Below are 25,261 nucleotides of genomic sequence, written 5' to 3' on the forward strand. Positions count from 1 at the left end.
AAACGATGATATTGGTTATAGATAATTACGATTCTTTCACTTATAACTTGGTACAGTATTTAGGCGAGTTAGGTGTTGATACTCAGGTTGTGCGCAACGACCAAACCGATATAAAAGCGATACACGAACTCAAACCGCAGCGTATCTTAATTTCTCCCGGACCTGGCACACCCGATTCTGCAGGGATCTCGCTTTCAGTGATCAAACATTTTGCCGAACAGATTCCGATTTTGGGCGTGTGTTTAGGTCATCAAGCCATTGCTCAAGCTTTCGGTGGCACGATAAGTCATGCACAGCGGATTATGCACGGCAAAACTTCGCAGATTTATCATCACACAACCGGTTTGTTCGTGGACATAGATAGTCCTTTTCAAGCAACTCGCTACCACTCGTTGGTCATAGAAAAGACTTCTTTACCTGAGTGTTTAGAGGTAAATGCCTGGACCGAAGTAGATCATCAACCAGAGGAGATTATGGGAGTGCGCCATCGCAGTTATCCCACGGTGGGCGTACAGTTTCATCCGGAATCCATATTGACTGAGCACGGACATAAATTACTGAGCAATTTTTTGAAAGATGCAGTTTAGCCGATTGATAAATAAACTGGTTGATGGGTATAGCTTAGAGGCTCAGGAGATGCAGGCTTTTATGAATGCGCTGATGCAAGGTGACATTGATGCTGTGCAAGCCGGCGCCGTGCTGATAGCACTACGCGCGAAAGGTGAAAGCATCGAGGAGTTGACTGTGGCTGCGCAAACTATGCTTGATTTTGCGCTACCTGTGGAGATAGCAGGAGAACACTTAGTGGACACCTGCGGCACTGGCGGCGACGGCGCCGATACTTTTAATATATCAACTGGTTCGGCTTTGGTGGCTGCCGCAGCTGGGGCGATAGTGGCAAAGCACGGAAACCGTTCGGTTTCAAGCCACTGCGGCAGTGCTGATTGCTTAGAGTTGGCGGGTGTAACCATAGACCTGCCAGTACCCGCAGTGCAGGCGTGTATAGCAAAAGTCGGCATAGGGTTTTTATTCGCACCTAATTTTCATCCGGCGATGCGCCATGTAATCGGTATTCGCAAATCACTGGGCGTGCGCACACTATTTAATCTGTTAGGTCCACTGACTAATCCCGCTCGCCCACCTTATAAAGTCATTGGGGTATTTGATAAAGCATGGCTCGCCGCTATGGCACAAGCGGCATCGGCACTGGGTGTTGCGCGAGTGATGACATTGCACTCTGAAGAGGGATTGGATGAGATTAGTCCCGCCGCTACCACCCATGTGGTAGAAATTATCAATGGTGAAACCCGAAGCTATACAGTGACTCCAGAGGATTTTGGTTATAGTCCTATAGAACTTTCGGCAATCAAAGCCACATCACCTGAACACAGCCTACAGACATTGCAAATGGCACTAAAAGGAGATACCCCAGCCTCTCAGGCGATAGCAATGAATGCTGCAGCAGCACTCTATATTGCACAGCTTGCGTCTGACTTAAAAGAAGGTGCGGCGATGGCAATGGATGCGATGCGAGATCAGCGAGCAACGGATAAATTGCAAGCATTGATTGAGGTGAGTAGAACGGAAGCACAAAAGTATGTCTGAACAGCGATCGCTACTCTCTGAGATACTAGCATATAAACAGCAACAGGTTGCTGAGTTGCGCAAGCAGCGTGGCATAGACCTACTCAAAGAGTATGCACAAGAACAAGGTGCACCGCGTGGGTTTGCGCATAGCCTAAAAGCACGCGTGAAGAATAAAAAAACCGCAATCATCGCCGAGATTAAACGCGCATCCCCCAGCAAAGGCACGCTGTGTGTAGATTTCAATCCACTCGATATAGCTCGCGATTATATGATGGCTGGTGCGACTTGCCTGTCGGTTCTCACCGATAAAAAATTCTTTAAAGGCTCAGGTGCTATATTAGACCTAGTGCGCCGCCACTGTATGCTACCGACACTGCAAAAGGATTTCATCATTGACGAATACCAAATCTACGAAAGTCGTGCACTGGGTGCCGACTGTATACTACTCATAGTCGCCGCTTTGCCTGACGACGCACAGCTACAAAGCCTCCATGCAAAGGCGCGCGAACTCAACATGGATGTGTTGGTGGAAATACACGACCAAGCGGAACTGCAGCGCGCACTAACCATTGACGGAATAGAGCTGATAGGCATCAACAATCGTAATCTCCATACTTTCAAAACTGATATAGGAATCAGCATTGAGCTCGCCGCATCAGTAGCTGAAGACAAAATCGTCATTAGTGAAAGCGGCATCAATACACCCGACGATATTCAACGACTGGCACAACACAACATCCATGCCTGCCTGATAGGTGAAGCTCTGATGACCGCCGCAAACCGACAGGAGAAGCTCATCGAATTGCTCGGAGGCACTCGCCGCCCGTACTGAGCAGACAAACCGCTAGAATCAACCGCTAAAAATCACACCGTTTTATCAGTTGATATTGAGTGCATTGATAGTGATGCCAGCACAATAAGCTACCTATTCACAATATTTTTCATCGGCGCATTTTACCGTTCGTCGGAAATATGTTGAAAAATGATTTTCGGTTCGTTATGCTTGGTTTAAGTGTTTGCCGATCAGCAAGTGCTATTTGGGCTTTTAATAAAAAGGCATAGAATGATGACCAAGAATAGTCAACTAATAGTCAATCAAAAACGAAGAGATATTTGACAATGCATAAACTAGAGTACATCAGTATGTTGTCTGCTCATTTCAGGTTAACCAGTATATTCCTGAAAGCAGTCATGTTCTCTGAGATTAGATCAGTATATTTTATGGCTACTGATTATAGGTAAAGACAATGCTGAAACTGAATAAATTCTTCTTAAGCGATGTTCGCTGCTTCAAAGGCGAGAAAGAATTCAATATACGTCCCTTGACTTTCTTGATAGGAGAAAATAGCACCGGCAAATCAACTGTCCTAGGGTGTATCCATGCAATAGGCCGATATATCGGCGGGCAAGGGCCTTCAATAAACTTTCAATGGGAGCCTTTTGAAATGGGAGGTTTTACAAACATCGCCAGAAGAGCAACACCTAAAAATACTGAGTTTGAACTGGGTTTTGAATTCGATTCCGATGAGAAGGCATTAAAACACGAATTACGAATTACTCTGGGCGAGCAATCTGATAGTGCAACTCCGGTTATAAAACAAATAGGTATGACATTCTCTGATAGAGAAATAATATTCATCCCCTCTAGTAGCGATGACAACGAGGACTCACCCAGACCTAAAATAGACCATAAAGGTTCTAAGAAGGTCTTAAAAATTTTACTTCCGACATATGTTCAGCACTCTCTATCATTTTCTCGGGGGTTTTATTATCTGCAGCGTATAAAGCATGATGCCAAATTATCTGCCCGTGACCATCGTCAAGTCGGAGAAACATCAGTTAATTCCGAAGAGGAAGAGGTTTTGCAATTTTTTACAGATAAGGTATGGGATAAGGTATCGGATAAGGTATGGGATGTATTACGCCTCTCTCTTAACCTATACGGTTTTGCACCTATACGCTCTGAACCGCACAGGACTTATGATCCTTTATTTGATGATGAAACTCCGTACGGTCATGAGATTCCCTTAATATTGCGAAGATTGTCCTTTGGAGAAAAGGAGAAATGGAATCAATTAAAAGAAAAGCTAGTAAAATTCGGCAAAAGTTCTGGATTATTCACTGATATTCAGGTCAGAAATCTGGGTAGGTCTCTGAGCAATCCATTCCAGCTGCAATTTAAAATCAGAGGCGCACAGGCTACGAATTTAATAGATGTCGGTTATGGTGTAAGCCAGATATTACCGATTGTGACGCGTGTACTCATGGCAACTGAATCCCAATTTTTAATGCAACAACCGGAAGTCCATCTGCATCCTAAAGCACAAGCAGCGCTGACCTCTTTATTGGTCAAGCTGACAAAACCGCAAAATAATAGCTTTATTATAGAAACGCATAGCGACTATCTGATTGACCGCGCGCGTATTGAAATTATGCGCGGCAACATAGCGCCAGACGATGTTTCGCTGATTTACTTAGAATCAAAAAGGGGAGATGTAGCAGTGCATAATTTATGCTTTGATGAGGAAGCTAACTTTAAAGAATATCCGCCTGATGGCTATCGTAAGTTCTTTTTGCAAGAAGCCCATAGATTATTAGGGTGGGATGACTAATTGTGTGTGTGATTATAGACACCAATCGCCTTCCCGATTATGTTAAAGGAAATGATGAGGCTCTAAAACTACTGAGGAATAGAATAGAGAAGAACAAAATAAAGCTAATTGCTCCACAAGGTGTCTTTCTGGCTGAATACAACAAGTTTGACAAGTTTAAGCCACTTATCAGTCAATATCTCAAGAATGATTGGTTCAAGAAGGTTTCTACAGAAAGATTCAGTGCCGCTGAAGCCGATTTAAAGAATAAAAAAGAGCAAGGCGAAATTAGTATTAGATCTAACGAGAAAGATCTCCCTATACTTGCTCTAGCTAGAGCCTCTGACACTGAGTTGTTGGTATCTGATGACAGAAATTTAGGGGAAGATTTTAAGAACCCTAAAATTATACGAAGAGGGCGTATTATCCGTACAACTACAAGCCATAAAGATGTCAAAGATCTTCTAGATAGCAATAATTGTCCCAGCTAGAGATTTTAGAATTATCAATATCAGTGTTGGCTTCATCAGTGTTCATCACGCAACTTCGTTTAGCTTAGTTAATTTGTCGGCACGGTGATTGTGTTTAGAACCGTGCGGTTTATTGTGGCGCCCCTGAGATGATTCGAACATCCGACCCACGCTTTAGGAGAGCGTTGCTCTATCCAGCTGAGCTACAGGGGCACGGTCATTATTTTACGGCAGATCAGTGTCGTCGGCGAAATAGCCATCTTGGTAGTGTTCTACCGTCACTGAGGTCTGTATGCCGCCGCGTATATTAAAATCCGCAGTTAGTTGCATAAATCTAGGCTCAATGGCTCGGCACAGATGATCCAATATCTCATTGCTGATTGCCTCGTGGAATGCTTGTTTGTTCCTAAATGACCACATATAGTTTTTCAGGCTTTTCAATTCTATGCATAATTTATCCGGCTTGTAGTGCAAATACAGATGTGCAAAATCTGGTTGTCCGGTTAACGGACACAGACAAGTAAACTCAGGAATATCTATATCAATGGTATAATCCCTATCAATTCTAGGGTTATCGAAAGTTTCTATATTTTTGCTTGGGTTACGATTTGGCATAGCTTTTAACCTTAGTTGTCTATTTTGTATAAGAAAATGAAACTTGAAAAGATAAAGTTAGTTGGATTTAAGTCTTTTCCAGATCAAGTAACAATTGATATTGTATCAAACATGACCGCTATCGTGGGTCCTAACGGCTGCGGTAAATCTAATATCGTTGATGCGGTCAATTGGGCACTGGGACACGATGCCCGCGAGGTTCGTGCCGCTTATGCCGACGATGTAATATTCAGTGGTACTGGTGAACGTAAAGCTTTGGGCTTGGCAGCCATAGAATTATTGTTTGATAACAGCGATAACACTGGCGGTGGTAAGTATGCTACATACAACGAGATTTCTATAAGACGCAGTGTTGACCGTAGCAGAGAATCTAAATACTACATCAATAACACGCGCTGTCGGCGGCGCGACATACACGATATTTTTGCCGACACTGGTTTAGGACCGAATGGTTATGCGATTATAGAGCAGGGTATGATCTCTCGTCTCATTGAAGCTAAACCGGATGAAATGAGACTTTATATAGAGGAGGTTGCCGGCATATCCAAATATCGGGAGCGCAAACGAGATGCAGAGCTTCGTATGCGTCATACTCGTGACAATCTTGCACGGGTTCGCGATATTGGTGAGGAGCTTGACAAGCAGCTCGGAAAGCTCAAACGACAAGCTAAAGATGCTGAAAGATTTAAGGACTTAAAAGCAAATCAACAAAAATTGACTATTCGGGTGCTTGCTTTGGAATATAAGCAACACGAAGAGCAAAGTCTGCACTACGCGGAAAAATTATCCGAACTGCGATTGAAGCAAGACAGCAATCAAACCGAAATGACTACGCTGGAGACCCGCATCCAAGCGCTTCGTCTGTCACAAGATGAGTGGAATGACAAACTCAACCAAACCCGCGAGAATTTCTATGCGCTTAACGCCGAGATTGCAGGTATAGAGCAAGACATCGCAAATCGCCGCAAAAGCGCCGAGCAATTATCTGCCGAACAAACAGCAATAGAGCAAGCGATACAAAGGTGTGAGACGCGCGATAGCGAACAGCAACAAAGACATTCTCAATTACAGTACAAGCTACAAGATATAGAGCAAGCTATAGTAAAGGCGCAACAAAAGATGACCAGCTATGAACAGCAACTTGAATCAGCGGAACGCAAACAGACCCAACTGAGATTTGAGTGGGATAGCCATCACACCAGCGGTAAAAAGGCGTTGGATAATGTAGAGGTTTATCGTGTCAAGATAGATTATTGCTTAAAGGAATTGGATAATATAAAGGTTCACCGCCAGGCAATCACGCAACGCAAGGCGGCGATACAACCCGATGCTACAAAAGCGCAACTCAGACAAAAAGAGCAACAACTGCAAACCTTGCAACAGGCTTTCTCTCAACACGAGCAACGGCTGCAAGAACACCCTCAGCAGATGGCACAACTGCAATCTCAGATTGATAATGCTATGAAAGAAACCCACGCAGCAAGCGTTCTGGTGCAAGATTTACATGGCAAACTTGCGTCGCTGAAGGCTTTGCAAGAGGAGGAGATTCGTCAAGTACCAGGCGACTTTAACGATTGGCTGCAAAAACATAATTTGCAGAACGCTACAAAAATAGCCGATTATTTAGAAGTAGATGAAGGTTGGGAGCAAGTCGTCGAGCAGGTGCTTGGTTATATGTTGAATAGCGTCGAGGTGGAAGCACTGGATAGTTATATAGAAGCGTCTGCGACGATAACCGCGGGGCGATTGGCGATGCTTGAATCTGCAGAGTCTGCCAGTAAAATGCGGGCTGATTCTCTCGCCCATAAAATTAAAAACAGTGCTACGATAAAAGCTCTATTGGCAAACATTTATATAGTAGATCATGCGCAACAAGCGATGCAACAACGATCCCAACTTGCTGACCACGAGTCTCTGGTAACCAGCGATGGCTTATGGGTGGCTAAGCACTGGTTGCGCTTGCAGCGCAACCACGAGCAGAGTGGTGCCTTATCGCGGCGCCGAGAAATAGAACAACTGCAGAGCGAGATAGCAATTGCCGAGGAAAGAGTAGCCGCTCGGCAAGCGGACACGACATCGTTGCGCACTCGTCTGCAGTCCTGCGAAGAACAACGAGGGCAAATACAACTACAACTGTCGCGCAGTATGAATGAAATATCTGATCTGAAATTGCACATCCAGCAGGACACAATCAAAATCAAACAACAAGATGATCTAATACGCGACTTGGATAAGGAATTAACCCAGCTAAGCGAACGCGAAAGCACTATACAGGGACAGCACGATGCTCTACAAAAAGACTATCAACGGGCATCGGCATCAGCATCAGGACACGATAGCAGCGGTAGCGCATTAGAACAACAGCGTATAGCAAGCGAGGAAGCGGTTGCCGAAACCCGAAGCGACCTTGCCGAACAACAGCAGCAACTGCATCAAATAGAGATCGAGCAACATTCTTTAACCACCGAACTTAAGGGATTGGACGAAGCTATTGAGCAAGGCCGGCAACAACACGCAGATTTGATACACCGTCATCGGTCAATGCAGAAGGCATCGCAAAGCTCTAGCAACCCTATTGTCCAACGACAGGCCGAGATAGCCAGCTTGATTAATAAACGAGAAACGATAGAAGCGACAATCAGCCAATGTAACCAGACATTAAAAGACAATCAATCTACAATACAAGAATTTGAAACACGCTATAAATTGTTGAACGAAGCTAAGGAAGATATGCATGCAGAGCGCGAGCAACTACACGGCACGCATCAAGCAGAAGTTGCACGGTGTAGTGATCTGCGTGACAAATTAGCAGAATATGATTTTGTCTTTGACCAACCCGACGGTAATGAAGTACAACAAGATTTGACGCAAGTACGCACCGACCTTGAAAAGATTGAGAGGAAGATTAGCCGTATGGGTTCTATTAACTTAATCGCCATAGAGGAGTTTGAGGAACTGAAAGAGCGCAAGGAATATTTGGATAGCCAGAATCAAGACCTGGTGTCGGCTCTGGAAACATTAGCGCAAGCGATAAACAAGATAGATCGCGAAAGCAAGGAAAAATTTAAACATACTTTTGAACAAATCAACGATAAACTTAGCACACTGTTCAAGCGTTTATTCAAAGGAGGTTATGCCAGATTGGAACTGGTCGAGCAAAATTGGCTAGAGAGTGGTGTATCAATTATGGTATCCCCACCAGGCAAGAAACTATCTTCTATACGCTTGTTATCGGGAGGGGAGAAAGCACTGGCGGCACTTGCCGTTATCTTCGCTATTTTTGAGTTGCGCCCGGCGCCTTTCTGTATACTAGACGAAGTAGATGCGCCCTTAGATGAAAATAATATATTAAATTTTTGCACACTGATAAAAGATCTGAGTAACCGTGTGCAGTTTATGATTATTACCCACAGCCGCTTGACGATGGAAAATGTTGATTCTTTAATTGGTGTTACGATGGCCGAACCCGGCGTTTCAAGGTTGGTCTCAGTGAATGTCGAAGAAGCCGCACAAATGGCAGGTGCATGATGGCTGAATTGCGTTGGTTGTTGATAATCATCGGAGTAGTCATTATTTTAGCAGTCTACGCCTATAGTAGATATCAGTCCCATTCTAAGAACGAAAAAGAGTCACCCCGCAGTTCGCCGCCTAGCAACCCTCTGGTGTCCGACAAAAAAATAAAAGCCACCGCCATCCCTTCATTGCGGAACGATTATTCTAAAATAAAATTTGACGGTGAATTGTTGGGTAAGACTAAACTATCAGAACCCAACAAGCATAGCAAACCTGAAGAGACCAAGCCCCTTGAAATTGAGCAGCCTCTGGAGAAACCTCCTGAGCGTACCGCCACCACACTTGTTATATTGCATGTATGGGCACACTCAGGGCAATATTGGCAAGGCGACCAATTGATGGAGGTTGCCGAGCAGGCCGGCTTAACAGCCACTGATACAAATATCTTTCAGTATTTTCACCAAAGTAACAGCACCGTTCCGTTATTTCATGTCGCCAATAAAACCGAACCAGGAACTTTTGAGTGGGATAAGATGAAGCAATTTAAAACCCAAGGCGTAAGCCTATTTATAAAACTACCGACATTTTTCTCGGCTTACGAAGCCTTTTCATTGATGTACGCTTGCGCACAGAGATTTGCCAATGCGCTCAAAGGAGAAATCCGCACCGAAAATCATAAACCCATAACACAAAAAAGCATTGATGATATATACCGCTTGTGTCGGACGATTGATGAGCAGCATAATTCCGTATAAAGACATTGCGTAGATATTTGCAAACCACTGCTAGTACTGGCTGAGTTCTAATGTCACGAAAACTTTCCGATAGAGTTGCGTGGTTGCGTTGGCAGATTAACAAGCACAATCATCTTTACTATAATCTAGATGATCCGATCATTGCCGATCAAGAGTACGACGCACTACTCAAGGAACTGCAAGAACTAGAAAAAGCTCACCCCAAACTGCAAACTGTGGACTCACCGACTCAGCGCGTCGGGGCACCCAGCGGTAGGCTTTTTGCAACGGTGGCGCACCGAATACCCATGTTATCGCTGGATAATGCACAAAATCAGGACGATTTTAAGCAGTTTGATAAGCGCATGCAAGAAGCACTAGAAAGCGATGAGATTGTTTATAGTGCCGAACCTAAGCTCGACGGCTTGGCCATATCACTTACCTATACCAACGGTATTCTAACGACCGCTGCCACTCGCGGTGATGGTTATAGCGGCGAGGATGTTACCTTAAATATCTGCGAAATTGCTACAATACCGCAATCCCTGAAGGTTGCGAAACCACCTGTACTCGTTGAACTACGAGGAGAAGTCTATATGCAGCGCAATGATTTCGACCAGTTGAATGCTCGCTTGCAAAAGGAATCAGCTAAAGTTTTTGCCAATCCGCGCAACGCTGCTGCCGGTAGTTTAAGAAATAAGGATCCGCAAGTAGTCGCTGGCCGACATCTATCTTTTTTTTGCTACGGTATCGGTCAAAGCGAAGGTTGTGACCTGTTGTCTTCGCATATAGAAAGTCTACGACGAATAGCAGCTTGGGGTATTCCTATATCACCCGACACCAAAAGAGTAACAGGATTAACCGCGTGCTTGGATTTCTATAACAAAGTCATGGCGCGTAGGTCTGAATTGGCTTATGAAATAGACGGCGTCGTTTATAAGTTGGATAATCTCGCCGACCGAGATCTATTGGGTATGCGTTCTAGGGCACCACGTTGGGCGATCGCCTATAAGTTTCCTGCTCAGGAGCGAACAACAATCGTTGAAGCTGTCGAATTTCAAGTAGGTAGGACTGGTGCATTAACTCCGGTTGCCCGTCTCAAGCCAGTATCAGTCGGTGGCGTTATGGTGAGTAATGCGACACTACACAATATTGATGAGGTGAATCGCAAAGATGTACGCGTCGGTGATACTGTTTTTGTAAGGCGTGCTGGCGATGTGATACCTCAAATCGTCAAAGTGGTGATTGATAAAAGACCTCAGGCTAGCGTAGCGATAACGCCACCGACACAGTGTCCAGTATGCGGTGGACAAGTGGTTACCCAAGTTGAAGAGGCGATCGTTCGGTGTATAGAAAGCTTGAGCTGCCCGGCGCAGCGCAAACAACAGATACAACATTTTGTATCACGCTCGGCGATGGATATAGAAGGACTGGGTGCAAAACTCATTGAGCAGTTGGTGGATAAGGGGTGGGTGCAAAACATCGCTGATTTATATAAGCTCAACCGCAACGATATAGCTTCGCTCGATAAAATGGGGGAGCTCAGTGCCGACAAATTATTAACAGCTGTGAAAGAAAGCACTAAACCGAAACTGGCAAGATTTATTTATGCATTGGGCATACGTGAAGTGGGTGAAGTTACCGCACAGCTGCTGGCTGACCATTTTGGTAGCTTAGACAAGTTGATGGTTGCTGATGAATCAGAACTATGTGAAATTGAGGGGATAGGATCCATTACTGCGCAATGGATACACACATTTTTTAGCGATAGTAAGAACCGTTCAATTATAACTGCATTAAAAAAGGCAGGTGTGGTTATAGACGAAACCCAAACACCTGAAAGCAGTCTAAAACTCGCTGGTGAAATCTATGTTGTCAGTGGCACATTGAGTAAGCCTAGAGAGCAAATCAAACAACTATTACAACAACACGGAGCTAAAGTCGTCTCTAATATCTCAAAAGAGACTACTGCCTTGATTATCGGCGACAAGCCCGGTGCCAAACTCGGCAAAGCCGAAGCCTTAGGCATAGCGGTTATCAACGAAACCCAACTAGAGCATAAATTGCAGGACTCATAGAATATAATCTGTTAGTATTTTGCTAGCCGATTTGCGATGAGTTGCGGGTGTTCTGGTCACCGTTTGCCAGAGAATATTTTGTTTATGATGCCTCTGATATTTCTGGCCGAGCTTCTAATTGTGCCTACAGGATCTATTTTTTGAGCAACCGGAGCACTGATAAAATTAATTTCGGGTTTTTCCCAGCTACCTTTTAAGGTGTATTCCAAGGTGATTATTTTGTCAACAAAACTATCCATTGCGGTGACTTTGCTTATCAGAAATACGGTAGCAGCCGTCAGAGGACCGCCTAAAAATGCGGTTGCCAATGCAACATTGGTGCCTACATGGGGTACGACGATGATGGTTTGGTCGTAATCGCGTTGGCTGATACCAGTCCGCCCGCTGATTTTCATATTCATTGCTGGGCCGCTAATACTGAGGTTTTGGGTAATCAAATCCGCTTCATTAAATTCCAGTGTGCCTTGCAGGTTGTTGAATTCAAAACCTTTGTCAAAGACATCTTTGAAATCAAGCGTTAAGCGTCTGGCCAGCACATTTAGATTGAACAGACCGAATAACCTGCCTACTCCCCCCGGCTCTATGGTTTTGACGGAGCCATCTTTGATGCGCAGTTCTACCGGCCCTCGCAGTTGATCAATCTCAAAATCAACAGGGTTATTGTCCCACTGCAGCTGACCGTTAACTTGCCCTTGCCCGCCTCTGATACCACTATAAAAATTCCAGTTGCGTAATAACTGTCCGTAGTCATCGCTTTGTAATAGGAATTTGAAGTTGCTGTAATCTTGTTCGTCAATCTGCGTCCATTCGCCTTCTAGATGTGCTCGTATTGAGGCTTTGTCATCGCCGGTGCTTTTATTAAAGTCGATGCTGGTTATTTGTACGCCATTGGTAATCGGAGAAAATAGAGCTTTGAGATTTTCTACATCAAAGTCGCCGATCTTAAGCCGGTCTATTTTCATGGATATCAGCGGCAGCGTCGTTGGATCTGGTTTGCGCGTCTCGGATGATAAAGAATCACCATTGAGTATCAGGTGTTCTAAATCTATATAAACGCGTTGATCAGAGTCTAAGGGAAAGGAGATATTACCTTTTACTTCGTCGGATTTTAGTGCTACTAAGGTTTTATCCTGCTGCTTTTTGATTGTCATACTCACATAGTTCGCAGTCGAAGTGTTCCAGACCAGCTCGTTTATCAACACATCTATATCTTGTGTATAGCGTGTCGGCTGTGCTGTTGTAGGTTGATGATTTTCCAACCAGTCCATCCATTCATTAATAGAGATGCGTGGGATGACACCGCGCACCACGAATGAGTTATCCTCATCGGCTTCGTAAGGATAGGCGATATGTGGTGAAAAATAGAGTAAGCCAGTTATCGTTTCGGCTTCGTCCATTTGCAACACCAAGCGTAGGCGGTTGCCGTAATCCAATTGGTAGTCTTTGCTGTCTTCTTTAATATTTACGATTAATGTAGTATCGATTCTCTCACCAGCGCGTTTATACAACGGCGCCGGTGCATTGACTGCTAGAGTTTCTAGGTCGGAATTCAATTTAAGTTGTAGCGCACCTGGTGGTGTGGCATGCAGCGGTGGAATTAGCAGTTCTGCTCGCCAAGTATCGGCGGCCGAGTTGAAGATATTTGCTGGTAGCGAGGCTGTCTGTAAATAGTCGATAGGGAAAGGCATGCGGGTTTCTAACTTAAGTAGCGTTGAGCCTTCATTAGCTTCGGCTGAAGCAGTCAGTGGATAGGTATCGTTCAGTAATGCTTGAATATTGTCCGAGCGCCCACCTAGTTTATTGAAATACAATCGCCCTTGTAACTGTTTGAAGTCTAACTCTGATGTTTTTAGCTTTAGGCTTGCGCCATCTAAGTCTATATAGCCCTCTACATAAGTCTCGCGTTCAACGGCACGACTAAGTGGTGTCATCACTTTTAGGTTCATATTTACATTGCCATCGGCTGCTAGGTTTGAGATGAGAAGACTGTCGGGGTTAATCAAACCGCTGGTTGTGACATAACTTAAAATATCAGCCAGCGGTCCTCGTCCTTGTCCATAAATTTCTATATAAGGTTCAGTGATATCTTCAATTAAAACGGTAGCGTCTTCGCTGTAGAAATCCATGGTGCGCAGATTATCAGCGCGTATTTTCAGTGTTCTATTTTCGAGCAAAAAGTCTAAATTAAGTTCCTTGAGTGCGGGGTCTTTGTTACGGTAAAGCAAGTCAAGGTCCGATGCTTGAGCTTGTACCCGCCATAGTCCGGCATCTTGAGCGAAAGGAAAATCAGGATTGCCGTCGATAGACAGTTCGACTTGCTCAATAGTGCCGCCGCGCAAGCCATTATTGAGCCAATTTTCAAGTTCAGGATGGAGTGTTTGAGGTGGAATCCACTGCTTGACTTCAAGGGCCGACAGATTATTCAATTGCAGTGATGACTGCAGATGTTTATCTTTGTTATTTTTAATTGTATAGATGATATTACCAGAAAGAGTACTATCAGTTCCTTTGATGTAAAGTTGCGCAAGATTCCACTCAGAGTGTTCGGCATTGCCTTTATAAGTGCCGCTTACTTCGATACGCTCTAAGTTCTGCGGCACCGCCCGACCATCTTTATTTACTCTAATATCGTTTAGCATTAATTCTAGTTGTCCGCTTAACGGTTGTGGTAGATCGGCAAATGATTTAGGCAGTGCTACTGGTGGCCAGCGATGCGGCGTTGCAAACCAATCGCTGCTATGACTAGTCTGCAATATTAAGTCAATCATTTGTCTATGTTCGACAGTTTTAGCAGAGCTGTGTTCAATACTAAGGTTGGTTTGCATATAGGAGAGTAGTTGATTGTATATCGAAGGAGAGAGGTGATCGGCATAGATCCGCAGGTTGCTGAAATAATTGTCCTTATCTTGTATTTGAAAGATTGCCAGATCGGCATTTTCAATAATCGCTGCATCGCTTTGTAGCGATAGATTAGCAAACCCTAATTCTCTACTATCTTCTTCAGCTTGCCAATGTACATCAGTGCTCAGATGCGAGATTGAGTAATTAGGAGTTAAATAATTGTTCAGGGAAAGCGTACCGACCAAGCTTTCTAATCCGCCGCGATAAGATGCGTATCCCCATAATTCGGTTTGCAATTGACCGTCGTGCGCAGCCTGTATTCCTGCTAGTCTATAGATACCAGCTAATTTTAAGCCCTCGCTACGAATATAGAATTCGCCCGCTGGATTGATTATATTGTGGTCAAGCGTGGTCGTTAAGTTTAGGTTTTGTCCTAATGTCTGAGGCAGTTCAGTGACTAAGTTTAATTGGGTCTGATGAAGTTCGGGGCTGATGATGAAATGTTTTACCCGAAAACTTTGCCGAATCTCGTCATACTTATTATCCCAGTGTATTAGCACATCGTGAAATCCTAAGTCGAAATAGTCTACGGATATGGCTTTGGTGAGCAGTTGTGTCGGATTAAATTGTCGTTCGGGTAGACTCCATTGTCGGTCAATCTGTGGTAATCGTACTAATTTGTTTTCTAAATCAGTGCTGATTACTAATTCTATGCCAGCCATCTGTACTGAACTGATGCGCGGTGCAGCGTGTAGTGCCGAACTCAATATATCGATGACAATTTCCATTTGCTCAACCTGCAACGGGCGGTTTGAGTTTTTGTCGGTCGTCAGTTGCACTTGTTGGGCATAAATAACCGGATTAATAAAATCGACCTGTCCGTTAATCTCGGCGATTGATATATCCAGATTGAGTACTTTAGAGATTTGTGAGGCAATTGCTTCGCGATAATGTTCTATATCGTAGACGAACCATCGCGCCGCTAGGCTAATCAGTGCGATGACGCTGAGCGTTACTGCTAGAATAGTTAAAATCCAACCAAAGCGCGAATGTTTGCTATTATTCATTGCTTTGTTATGGTAGTCGGTGGGTGTAGCAACCGCTCATCACTAATGCACTAGGATTTTTCGACTTTGCTTTTAATTTCATATAACTTGGCATGCGCTTCACGCGGGCTGAGTCCATCAACATCTAGTTGGGAGAGGAGGGTAGTGAGTTCATTATCGGTTTCAATCTTTGGGGTTACTGCTGCTGATAATTCTAAATCCATTTGCCGACTACCGTTGTTTTGTTTTTGTTGTGCTTCCAACTGATGTAGTTTTTGTTGGGCAACATTGACGACACTCTCTGGCACTCCAGCGAGCCGCGCCACCTGCAAACCATAGCTTTTATTAGCTGGACCAGCTTTGACTTTGTATAAAAAGATTATTTTTTCCTTATGTTCAATCGCATCTATATGCACATTATGTACGGTTGTATAGTGTTGGTCTAGAGAAGTCAATTCAAAATAATGACTGGCAAACAAGGTCAGCGCAAAATTATGCTCTGCGAGATGTGCTACACAAGCCCAAGCCAAGCTCATACCGTCGAAGGTACTAGTGCCGCGTCCTATTTCGTCCATCAAAATCAGGCTTTGTTTAGTCGCATTATTGAGTATATTGGCGGTTTCGGTCATCTCGACCATAAAAGTAGAGTGCCCTGATGTAATGTCGTCCGCAGCGCCGATGCGTGTAAAAATCCGATCTATAGGCCCGATGGTCGCTTGGTCAGCTGGTACATAAGCACCGATGTGTGCGAGCAATACAATTAATGCGGTTTGTCGCATATAAGTTGATTTGCCACCCATATTAGGTCCGGTGATAATCAGTATGCGTCGCTGTTCATCCATATACAAGTCGTTAGGTATGAACTCTCGGTCCATCGTACGCTCGGCGACCGGATGGCGACCACCAACGATTTTAATGCCAATTTGATCAGAAAATGACGGCCGGCAATAATGATACTGCTGTGCGCAACACGCGAGACTATTGTATACATCAAGTGCCGCTAGGCCTTTCGCACATGCTTTGAGTTCTTCGAGTTCAGGTAACAAGCTCTGTAGCAATTCTAGGTAGATCTTTTTCTCGTACGCTAGTGCTTGTTCTTGAGCGGCGAGTGTACGTCCTTGAAACTCGCGTAACGCTGGGATAGTAAAACGAGCAGCATTTTTTAGTGTTTGTACACAGTGATAGTCTTCGGGCACATGTTTGGCTTGTGTTCTGGTAATTTCTATATAATAGCCGTGTATTTTATTGTAGGCGATGCGCAGGTTAGCTAAACCGCTACGTTGTTTTTCGTCTTCCTCCAGTTTGATTAGATAGTCGTCAGCGTGGCTACTCAAAGCACGCAATTCATCTAATTTAGCATCAAAGCCTTGTTTGATAACGCCACCGTCTCTTATCGTCGCCGGCGGTTGATCTTTTATCGCTTTTTTTAATGTTTCGGTAGTTGTCTGTTTAACATTGAGTGCAGTATCTATTTTTTGTATTAGCACCACCTCGGCGGATTTTAATAAGGCTTTGATGTCCGGTAATACCTCCAGTGTTTCGCACATGCCGCGCAAGTCCCTAGGGCGGGCGGTTAACAAAGCAATGCGCGAGATAATGCGCTCTAGATCACTGATTTTTCTAAGTTGTTGCGTAAGATTTTCTTTGTCACCGTTGTTCAATAGCCACTCAACCGCATCCAAGCGATTGTTGATACGCTGATGATCTTTTAAGGGTTGCCCGAACCATCGGCGCAGGCAGCGGCTACCCATAGCTGAACTCGTTTTATCATAAATTGCCACCAAGCTATGTTTATCGTCCCCGCGGATAGTACTGTCTATTTCAAGGCAGGCGCGACTCTCGGCATCTAGCGCAATATAGTCTTTTAAGTGTTCGACGCTTAGTTTGGATAAGTGCGGTAGCAAGGTTTTCTGGGTTTCCTTCAAATAACTAAATAATGCACCGGCGGCACAGATTGCAGCAATCATCTGTGCGCATCCAAAACCACTTAAATCGCGGGTGTTCATTTGTTCGCAGAGGATGCGGTGGCAATGGTCATAGTTATAGTGCCACGGTGGGCGGGTAGTGCGTTGTGCCGTTGTCGAAATGGCTAAGTCTTGGTCTTCTGCTACGAGTATCTCCGAAGGTTGTAGCCGTTTGATTTCGGCATTTAAGCTCGTTATGTTCTCACATTCGTATAGCGTGAAATTGCCACTGCTGAGTTCGACAGTGGCGATACCATAGCAGTCTTTATTGTCATGTATAGAGATCAGCAAGTTTTCTTTTTTTTCTTGCAGCAAGCTCTCTTCAGTGAGGGTGCCGGGTGTGATAATACGCACTACCTTTCGTTCTACCAACCCTTTAGTTGCTTTAGGATCGCCTACCTGATTGCATAGCACCACAGATTCGCCACGCTGTACCAGCTTGGCAATATACGACTCAACTGAGTGCACTGGTACGCCGGCCATCGGAATAGGTTCTTTATCAGAACGACTGCGCGAGGTCAGCGTGATATCAAGCAAACGAGATGCTACTTTAGCGTCGTCATAAAATAACTCGTAGAAATCGCCCATTTGATAGAGTAATAACAAGTCAGGATATTGAGACTTGATGTCTAAATACTGTTGCATACTTTGTGTGTGTTTAATCTCTGGCATGGCTAGGCTGAAACTGGGTATTCGTTAATTTGTGGATTCTAGAATACATTATACAATTATCAGCGAACAGCCGATGTTATGTTACGGTTATGCCTGATACTTTAGATGATAAATCGCTCTACGACACAATAAGTAACCGCCTTGCCACCATATTGCGTGCGCGTGGCATGAGACTTGCTACTGCTGAGTCGTGTACTGGTGGATGGATCGCTAAAGCCTGCACTGATATACCCGGCAGTTCGGCTTGGTTTAGTGCGGGATTGGTGACCTACAGCAACGAGGCGAAACAAACCGTGCTTGGCATAGATGCTTCGTTGCTCAGTGAACACGGTGCGGTGAGCTACCAAGTCGTCGCACAAATGCTTGACCATACCTTAGGCAAAGTCACTGATGCCGATATTGCAGTTGCAGTCAGTGGTATCGCTGGTCCCGATGGCGGTTGTGCTGCTAAACCAGTTGGCACAATATGGCTTGGGTGGCAATTACGCGGTGGCACACCGCGCATACGACATTTCAACTTTGTCGGCAGCCGTAGCGACATTCGCCGCACAACTGTTGCTCATGCCGTGCAAGGTATCGTGCAGTTACTGCAGGAAGGTTAGTCAGTATAAGAGGCTACCGATATCTGCATTAGCGTACGGATAGTCAATCTGGCGGCGTACGGGATAGCTGTTTTGCCAATCGATGACTATTGGATGACTATTGAAGGCAATTTATAGTTTCGGGATATTGTTCCGTCTATACCCTTATTTGGGGGACTTCGTCAGTTTGCAGCTTAGCACATTCAGTTATGGTATAGAATAGCTTGTAAAATTCGTCTATTGATTAAAGTAAAGGAGATAAAACAGTGGAAGAGGGTCGTAGAAAAGCGTTAGAAGTTGCACTGGCACAGATTGACAAGCAATTCGGTAAGGGTTCTATTATGCGTCTCGGCGATACAAAAGCCGATTACGACATAGAGGTGATGTCAACAGGATCGCTGACTTTGGATATAGCCTTGGGCATAGGTGGCTTTCCTAGGGGTCGTATTATCGAGATTTTCGGTACTGAATCGTCTGGTAAAACGACGCTTGCATTACATGCGGTTGCTCAATGTCAAGCTGCTGGTGGCGTTGCAGCTTTCGTTGACGCCGAGCACGCATTAGATCCTGCTTATGCCGCCAAATTAGGTGTTAATATAGATGACTTTTTAATATCGCAGCCAGATACCGGTGAGCAGGGTTTAGAGATCACTGATATGTTAGTTCGTTCAGGGTCGGTTGATTTGGTAGTGGTTGATTCGGTTGCTGCACTGACACCGCGCTCCGAGATAGAGGGAGATATGGGAGACACCCATGTTGGTTTGCAGGCGCGTCTCATGTCGCAGGCATTGCGCAAGCTGACCGCCAATATACAACGATCCAAAGCCATTGTTATTTTTATTAACCAGATACGAATGAAAATTGGTGTAATGTACGGCAGCCCTGAGACAACCACAGGTGGCAATGCGCTGAAGTTTTATTCTTCTATGCGCTTGGATATCCGCCGCACTGGTCAGATTAAAAAGGGTGACGAGATTTTGGGCAGCGAAACCCGTGTCAAAGTCGTCAAGAACAAATTGGCGCCGCCGTTTAAGGTGGCTCAGTTTGAGATTAGATACGGCACCGGTATCGCGCACGATGCCGAGCTGATAGATCTAGGTGTCAAGTATGATCTGTTGGAGAAGTTAGGGTCGTGGTATAGTTATAAAAAGGACAAAATAGGGCAAGGTAAGGACAATGTGCGCCTGTACTTGAAAGAGAATCCCAAGGTGGCAGAAGAGATAGAAAAGGATCTGCGTAGTTTACTCCTACAAGATATTTCGACCCCCGCAGAGCAGGCCAACAATGGTAATAAAGCCGATACCCATGCGTCTGACAAAGCAACGCAGAAAAATTCAGGTAGCACAGCTTAGTGGCTGATAGTAGTGCTGTTCTATTAAAAAAAGCCTTATCTTATTTAAGCCGACGAGAACACTACAGGGCAGAATTGCAATCCAAATTATCTAGAATTAAAGGCGCTAGCGCAGATGATATAGTAGCTGTATTGGATGGTCTGGAAGCCGAGGGTTTATTGTCAGATGCGCGTTATATAGAAGCTTTTATTATGTCTCGTCAAGCGAAACGCTACGGCCCTGTGCGCATCAAAATGGAATTGCAGCAAAAGAAACTGAATGCTGAAAGCGTTGCGCGCATCCTTGCGGCAGTGGATATTGATTGGCAACAAACTGCACAGCAGTGTTTGCGGAAGAAGTTTCCTCAAAAACCGACCAGCATAAGTGAATTGGCCAAGCAGCGAAATTTTCTTTGGCGACGCGGTTATAGCGAAGAGATGATACGCAAAGCAATCACCACCGATGATGACGATTGAAAATCAGTGACCGATATTAATGTAGACAGAAAGGCTTTCTATCGCTTGCTGAGCTATAGCTGGCAGCGCACCCGTTACTTTGCGATTGCGATTGTAGGCATGCTGATTTATGCAGCCAGCGACACCGGCTTTGCTATGTTGATGAAACCTTTAATAGACGAGAGTTTTTACGAGCAACAGGAATATGTGTTAATAAATTGGCTACCTTTGCTGATTATATTGGTGCTGTTCGCACGCGGTATAGGTAGTTTCATGGGAAGCTACTATATCGATTATGTTGGCAACCATGTGGTCAAACAACTGCGCTCTGAGGCTTTTGCGCACATATTGCGCCTACCTATTTCCTATTATGATAAGAGTGACCAAGGTAAAGTGACTGCCAAGATAATCTATAATATTGCTATCACTGCGAACGCATCGTCTCGTGCGGTAACGATTCTAGTTAGAGATTCGCTGACCGCGTTAGGTCTCTTGGCGTGGCTTTTTTATATTAGTTGGATTTTAACATTGATTATGCTGGTGTTGGTACCACTGATTGTTTATATCGTGCACTATATCAATAAGCGATTTCGCTTGTTGCATCATCGTCATCAAGAACTGATGGGTAACTTAACCGCTAAAGTGCAACAAGCAGTTAGGAGTAGTAGCACGATTAAGATTTTCGACGGTTACGATTACGAAACCAAGCATTTTGAAGCTGATAACGAACGAGTGCGCCGTTATTTAATGCGTGCATCGGCGGTTAAATCAATCAGCACACCAGTGATAATGATGATTTTGGGATTGAGTTTGGCAGCCATTGTTTATCTGATGAATACTGAACAACTAATTCCTAAAGTGTCGCCTGGGACTTTCGTCTCTTTTGTCGTCGCGATGATATTATTGTTTAGACCAGTACGCAGTCTGGTGCAAGTCAATGTAATTCTGCAGAAAGGTATGGTTGCCGCACACAGCATATTCGATTTTTTAGATATAAAACCGGAAGTAGATAAAGTCGACAATACCAAGCGTCGTTGGCAAGGCGGCATAAGATATGTGGGAGTATCTTTTCGTTATGACGACACCAGCGAGGATGCCGAACCTGCTTTATCAGATATTAACCTAGATATTAAACCCCTGGACACAGTTGCATTAGTAGGTGCATCAGGTGCCGGCAAATCTACTTTAGTGAGCTTATTACCGCGGTTTTACGAGTGTCGCACAGGGCGCATAGAGATTGACGGTTATGATATTAAAGATCTGCCACTATCTGAGTTGCGAGCGCAAATTGCTTATGCTGGACAGGATATCGTTTTGTTTAATGATAGTATAGCCAATAACATTGCCTATGGCATGCAAGCCTCGCAATCACAAATAGAAGAAGCAGCACGCAAAGCACACGCCTTCGAGTTTATAAACAAACTACCACACGGGTTTGAGACTGTGATCGGCGATAGTGGCAGTCGTTTATCGGGTGGTGAGCGACAGCGCATAGCCATCGCCCGAGCACTGTTGAAACAGACGCCGATCATTATTTTTGACGAAGCAACCTCAGCACTCGATATGACATCCGAGCGCATGATACAACTGGCATTGGAGGAGATTTCTGATCAATGGACGATGCTGTTAATTGCCCATCGTTTCTCTACGATTAGATTAGCGAACCGCATCGTGGTTTTAGAAAAAGGCCGTATCGTCGAGCACGGCACGCACGATCAATTGCTCGCCGAACAAGGGTCTTATTACCAGCTGTACAGAGCTGGACAGGGTCGGAGCATGGTGGTTTGACATACTACAACTGGCTTTGGTATCACGCCTCGCGCTACTGGGCGTGGCCGTTGTTACCGTTGTCGTTGCTTTATCGTGGCGCGTTGTTCTTAAAAACCTGCGTTGATAGATCCAATACACCGCAACGATTGTCGGTACCAGTGATAGTTGTCGGCAATCTCAGCGTCGGTGGTACCGGCAAAACCCCTTTGGTCATTTATCTGGTAGAACGATTGCAGGCGCGCGGTATTAAGGTGGGTGTCGTGAGTCGTGGTTATCGTGGTTCGGCAAGCGGTGATCTGCCGGTAGAAGTTAACGACCATACAACACCGAGAATGGTCGGCGATGAGCCTCAGTTAATCTATCAAAAGACAAAATGTCCTATCGTGATAAGCAAAAAGCTCGCGCGTGCTGCACAGCTACTGATCGATAAATACGATGTTGAGTTGATAGTGTCGGACGACGGTTTACAACACCGCGACTTAGCGAGAACGATAGAGATTGCAGTAGTAGATGGTAGCAGAGGTTTCGGTAATCGCTATCTGTTGCCTGCCGGCCCATTGCGAGAGCCGCTTTCTCGCATCAACCATGTTACTTTTGTCGTTATAAATGGCGCATTGAAATCTCAATCAAGCGATAGGTTCTTAACATCGCACGGTCGTTGCTACAGTATGCAGATGCAGGCGACCAAGCTATATACCCCAGTTTATGACAAATACTACCCAGCAGATCATCTGACAGGGCAGTGTGTACATGCCTGTTGCGCTTTAGCCAACCCTGATAGGTTTTTCGCTACTTTGGAGTCATTGGGTATGTCGTTGGTCAAGCACGCATTCAAAGACCATCATGTGTATAGTGCCGCAGATTTTAAGTTCAGCCGAAAATTACCTATAGTGATGACTGCCAAAGACGGTGTGAAGTGGATGGAGATCGCCGAACAAGGTCATAAAATGGATGCCGATGCGTGGATACTAGAAACACAGTTGCAAGTAGATGAAGGTTTTGAAAAAGAATTATTGACTATGCTAGGCTAGAATTGGGGCGGTAATCTAAATTGTGTCAGTTTAAGTTAAGATAAACTAGGTGGGGACATCTACATTAACGAAGGAGAACATATGAAAGATATAGAGAAAGACAAAATGGATTACTGTAGACAAAACAACGCGACCCAATCCAGCAGGTCAGCCGGCAAATTGCGTATAAGTCTCCTGATGCTATTGCTATTGTTTTCGTGCCTAGCATCTGCCGAGTCGCGCTACCAAGCGGGCGATACTTTCCAAGATTGTAGCGTCTGTCCTGAGATGGTGGTTGTGCCGGCAGGTAGCTTTATGATGGGTTCTCCAGCAGGTGAGGCTGGAAGAGAGAAGGACGAAGGGCCTCGGCATCAGGTCACGATTGCTAAACCTTTTGCGGTTGGTAAATACGAGGTGACTGTCAGGGAGTACACAGCATTTATTGATGAAACGGGAGGGCTTGACGATAGTGACAGCTGGCGTGATCCGTTCTTTAAACAGAGCGACACACATCCTGTTGTAAAAGTATCGTGGCATGATGCTACCGGTTTTGCTTTCTGGTTATCTATGAAAACTGGTCATCAGTATCGTTTATTAAGCGAAGCGGAATGGGAATATGCGGCAAGAGCAGGGACGACAACAGCCTACTCTTCTGGACCAGTGATTTTTAAGAATATGGCGAACTTTGATAATAACAACGGCGGCACTGTTGCGGTGGGCAGTTATCCTGCCAATGCATTTGGTCTGCACGATGTCCACGGCAATGTATGGGAATGGGTAGAGGATTGTTGGCATCGTGACTATAACGGTGCACCGACGGATGGGAGTGCTTGGCTAAATAATTGCGAGAATGAAAATTGGCGCGTGTTGCGTGGCGGTTCCTGGGACAACAATCCAAGGGATCTGCGCTCCGCTGATCGCGCCTGGTTCGTTGATTGGCTCCGTAGCTTCAGCCGCGGCTTCCGAGTTGCTCGGACGCTTTAATTATAGAAAAAGACAAAATGGATTACTGTAGACAAAACAACGCAACCCAATCCAGTAGGTCAGCCGGCAAGTTGCGTATAGGTCTCCTGATGCTATTGCTATTGCTTTCATGCCTAACATCTGCCGAGTTGCGCTACCAAGCGGGCGATACTTTCAGAGATTGTAGCGTCTGTCCTGAGATGGTAGTTGTGCCAGCAGGTAGCTTTATGATGGGTTCTCCAGAAAGTGAGGCTGGAAGATATAATCCCGAAGGGCCTCGGCATAAGGTCACGATTGCTAAACCTTTTGCGGTTGGTAAATACGAGGTGACTGTCCGGGAATACGCAGCATTTGTTGATGAAACAGGAGGGCTTAGCGATAATAAAAATGAATGGCTTAATCCGGGCTTTGAGCAGAGTGACGCACATCCTGTTGTATTAGTATCTTGGGAAGATGCTACAGGTTTTGCTTACTGGTTATCTAAGAAAACTGGTCATCAGTATCGTTTATTAAGTGAAGCGGAATGGGAATATGCGGCAAGAGCAGGGACGACAACAGCCTACTCTTCTGGACCAGTGTTTTTTAAGAATACGGCGAACTTTGGTGGTAACAACGGCGGCACTGTTGCGGTGGGCAGTTATCCTGCCAATGCATTTGGTCTGCACGATGTCCACGGCAATGTATGGGAATGGGTCGAGGATTGTTGGCATGGTGACTATAATGGGGCACCGACGAATGGTAGTGCTTGGCTAAATAATTGCGATTATGTAGATGCTTTAAATGGTCATGGTCGCGTGTTGCGTGGCGGCTCCTGGTTCAGCGGCCCGAGGGGCCTACGCTCCGCTGACCGCTTCAGGCTCGATGCGACGAGCCGTGGTAGCGGCGTCGGGTTCCGTGTTGCCCGGACGCTTTAATTCTTGAATCTATTGGAGGTAAGAAACAGGTAAATTTTGTACATGGGTACAACATTGTTATTATTAAGTAGCGAAACTATTAGATATAAAAGAATAATTCACCTAAAACAATGAGACTTAGGAATA

At 45.0% G+C, this 25,261-nt stretch carries 18 protein-coding genes and 1 tRNA gene; 15 read left to right on the plus strand and 4 right to left on the minus strand.

Annotated features, from left to right (window positions below):
• The first annotated feature begins 5 nt into the window (after nucleotides 1-5).
• The 5 genes from GDA45_05690 (at nucleotide 6) to GDA45_05710 (ending at nucleotide 4,669) form a co-directional block, all read left to right on the plus strand.
• Nucleotides 6-587: an aminodeoxychorismate/anthranilate synthase component II gene (locus tag GDA45_05690; GenBank protein ID MBC6414356.1), complete on the plus strand. Its 582-nt coding sequence runs from the start codon at nucleotides 6-8 to the stop codon at nucleotides 585-587.
• Entirely contained in the window at nucleotides 577-1,605 is a 1,029-nt protein-coding gene (gene trpD / locus GDA45_05695) for an anthranilate phosphoribosyltransferase (GenBank protein MBC6414357.1), read from the plus strand. The genes GDA45_05690 and trpD overlap by 11 nt, the downstream gene beginning before the upstream one ends.
• Nucleotides 1,598-2,419 carry an indole-3-glycerol phosphate synthase TrpC gene (gene trpC, locus GDA45_05700; GenBank protein ID MBC6414358.1) on the plus strand — a complete coding sequence of 274 codons (822 nt, stop codon included), beginning with the start codon at nucleotides 1,598-1,600 and terminating at the stop codon, nucleotides 2,417-2,419. Before trpD ends, trpC begins: the two co-directional genes overlap by 8 nt.
• A 415-nt stretch (nucleotides 2,420-2,834) precedes the next feature.
• Nucleotides 2,835-4,199: an ATP-binding protein gene (locus tag GDA45_05705; protein ID MBC6414359.1), complete on the plus strand. Its 1,365-nt coding sequence runs from the start codon at nucleotides 2,835-2,837 to the stop codon at nucleotides 4,197-4,199.
• Nucleotides 4,200-4,201: 2 nt separating this feature from the next.
• Complete coding sequence (locus GDA45_05710; protein MBC6414360.1) at nucleotides 4,202-4,669, plus strand: hypothetical protein; 468 nt, start codon at nucleotides 4,202-4,204, stop codon at nucleotides 4,667-4,669.
• A 115-nt stretch (nucleotides 4,670-4,784) separates the two neighbouring features.
• On the opposite strand, the gene GDA45_05715 is transcribed toward GDA45_05710, so the two are convergent.
• Nucleotides 4,785-4,861 (minus strand) — tRNA-Arg (locus GDA45_05715).
• 12 nt (nucleotides 4,862-4,873) lie between these two features.
• Entirely contained in the window at nucleotides 4,874-5,263 is a 390-nt protein-coding gene (queF, locus tag GDA45_05720) for an NADPH-dependent 7-cyano-7-deazaguanine reductase QueF (protein ID MBC6414361.1), read from the minus strand.
• Nucleotides 5,264-5,299: 36 nt separating this feature from the next.
• Here queF and smc point away from each other — a divergent pair, with 36 nt between their 5' ends.
• From smc to ligA, 3 genes are read left to right on the plus strand one after another with little or no spacing between them, the layout of a single operon-like run.
• Entirely contained in the window at nucleotides 5,300-8,791 is a 3,492-nt protein-coding gene (gene smc, locus GDA45_05725; protein ID MBC6414362.1) for a chromosome segregation protein SMC, read from the plus strand.
• Nucleotides 8,788-9,531 carry a cell division protein ZipA C-terminal FtsZ-binding domain-containing protein gene (locus GDA45_05730; protein MBC6414363.1) on the plus strand — a complete coding sequence of 248 codons (744 nt, stop codon included), beginning with the start codon at nucleotides 8,788-8,790 and terminating at the stop codon, nucleotides 9,529-9,531. Before smc ends, GDA45_05730 begins: the two co-directional genes overlap by 4 nt.
• A 50-nt stretch (nucleotides 9,532-9,581) precedes the next feature.
• Complete coding sequence (ligA, locus tag GDA45_05735) at nucleotides 9,582-11,588, plus strand: NAD-dependent DNA ligase LigA (GenBank protein ID MBC6414364.1); 2,007 nt, start codon at nucleotides 9,582-9,584, stop codon at nucleotides 11,586-11,588.
• Nucleotides 11,589-11,644: 56 nt separating this feature from the next.
• Here the strand turns inward: ligA and GDA45_05740 are convergent, their stop codons facing one another.
• Both GDA45_05740 and mutS read right to left on the minus strand, forming a co-directional pair.
• The gene (locus GDA45_05740; protein MBC6414365.1) at nucleotides 11,645-15,496 is read right to left on the minus strand and encodes a hypothetical protein; all 3,852 of its coding nucleotides are present in this window, start codon (nucleotides 15,494-15,496) and stop codon (nucleotides 11,645-11,647) included.
• Between the two features lie 50 nt (nucleotides 15,497-15,546).
• On the minus strand, nucleotides 15,547-18,111 hold the full coding sequence (mutS, locus tag GDA45_05745) for a DNA mismatch repair protein MutS (protein ID MBC6414366.1): 2,565 nt from the start codon (nucleotides 18,109-18,111) through the stop codon (nucleotides 15,547-15,549).
• 89 nt (nucleotides 18,112-18,200) lie between these two features.
• Here mutS and GDA45_05750 point away from each other — a divergent pair, with 89 nt between their 5' ends.
• The 7 genes from GDA45_05750 (at nucleotide 18,201) to GDA45_05780 (ending at nucleotide 25,135) form a co-directional block, all read left to right on the plus strand.
• Nucleotides 18,201-18,713 (plus strand): CinA family protein, encoded by a 513-nt coding sequence (locus tag GDA45_05750; GenBank protein MBC6414367.1) that lies wholly within the window; start codon nucleotides 18,201-18,203, stop codon nucleotides 18,711-18,713.
• Between the two features lie 245 nt (nucleotides 18,714-18,958).
• A complete protein-coding gene (gene recA / locus GDA45_05755; protein MBC6414368.1) occupies nucleotides 18,959-20,044 on the plus strand; it encodes a recombinase RecA in 1,086 nt (361 codons plus the stop codon).
• Nucleotides 20,044-20,499, plus strand: a complete 456-nt coding sequence (locus GDA45_05760; GenBank protein ID MBC6414369.1) for a regulatory protein RecX — start codon at nucleotides 20,044-20,046, stop codon at nucleotides 20,497-20,499. Before recA ends, GDA45_05760 begins: the two co-directional genes overlap by 1 nt.
• Before the next feature lie 6 nt (nucleotides 20,500-20,505).
• The gene (gene msbA / locus GDA45_05765) at nucleotides 20,506-22,266 is read left to right on the plus strand and encodes a lipid A export permease/ATP-binding protein MsbA (GenBank protein MBC6414370.1); all 1,761 of its coding nucleotides are present in this window, start codon (nucleotides 20,506-20,508) and stop codon (nucleotides 22,264-22,266) included.
• A complete protein-coding gene (locus GDA45_05770) occupies nucleotides 22,263-23,279 on the plus strand; it encodes a tetraacyldisaccharide 4'-kinase (GenBank protein MBC6414371.1) in 1,017 nt (338 codons plus the stop codon). The genes msbA and GDA45_05770 overlap by 4 nt, the downstream gene beginning before the upstream one ends.
• A 177-nt stretch (nucleotides 23,280-23,456) precedes the next feature.
• Entirely contained in the window at nucleotides 23,457-24,242 is a 786-nt protein-coding gene (locus GDA45_05775) for a formylglycine-generating enzyme family protein (protein ID MBC6414372.1), read from the plus strand.
• 71 nt (nucleotides 24,243-24,313) lie between these two features.
• Nucleotides 24,314-25,135: a formylglycine-generating enzyme family protein gene (locus tag GDA45_05780; protein MBC6414373.1), complete on the plus strand. Its 822-nt coding sequence runs from the start codon at nucleotides 24,314-24,316 to the stop codon at nucleotides 25,133-25,135.
• Nucleotides 25,136-25,261 lie beyond the last annotated feature (126 nt).

It is taken from the genome of Chromatiales bacterium (assembly GCA_014323925.1).
Classification (GTDB): domain Bacteria; phylum Pseudomonadota; class Gammaproteobacteria; order Poriferisulfidales; family Oxydemutatoraceae; genus SP5GCR1.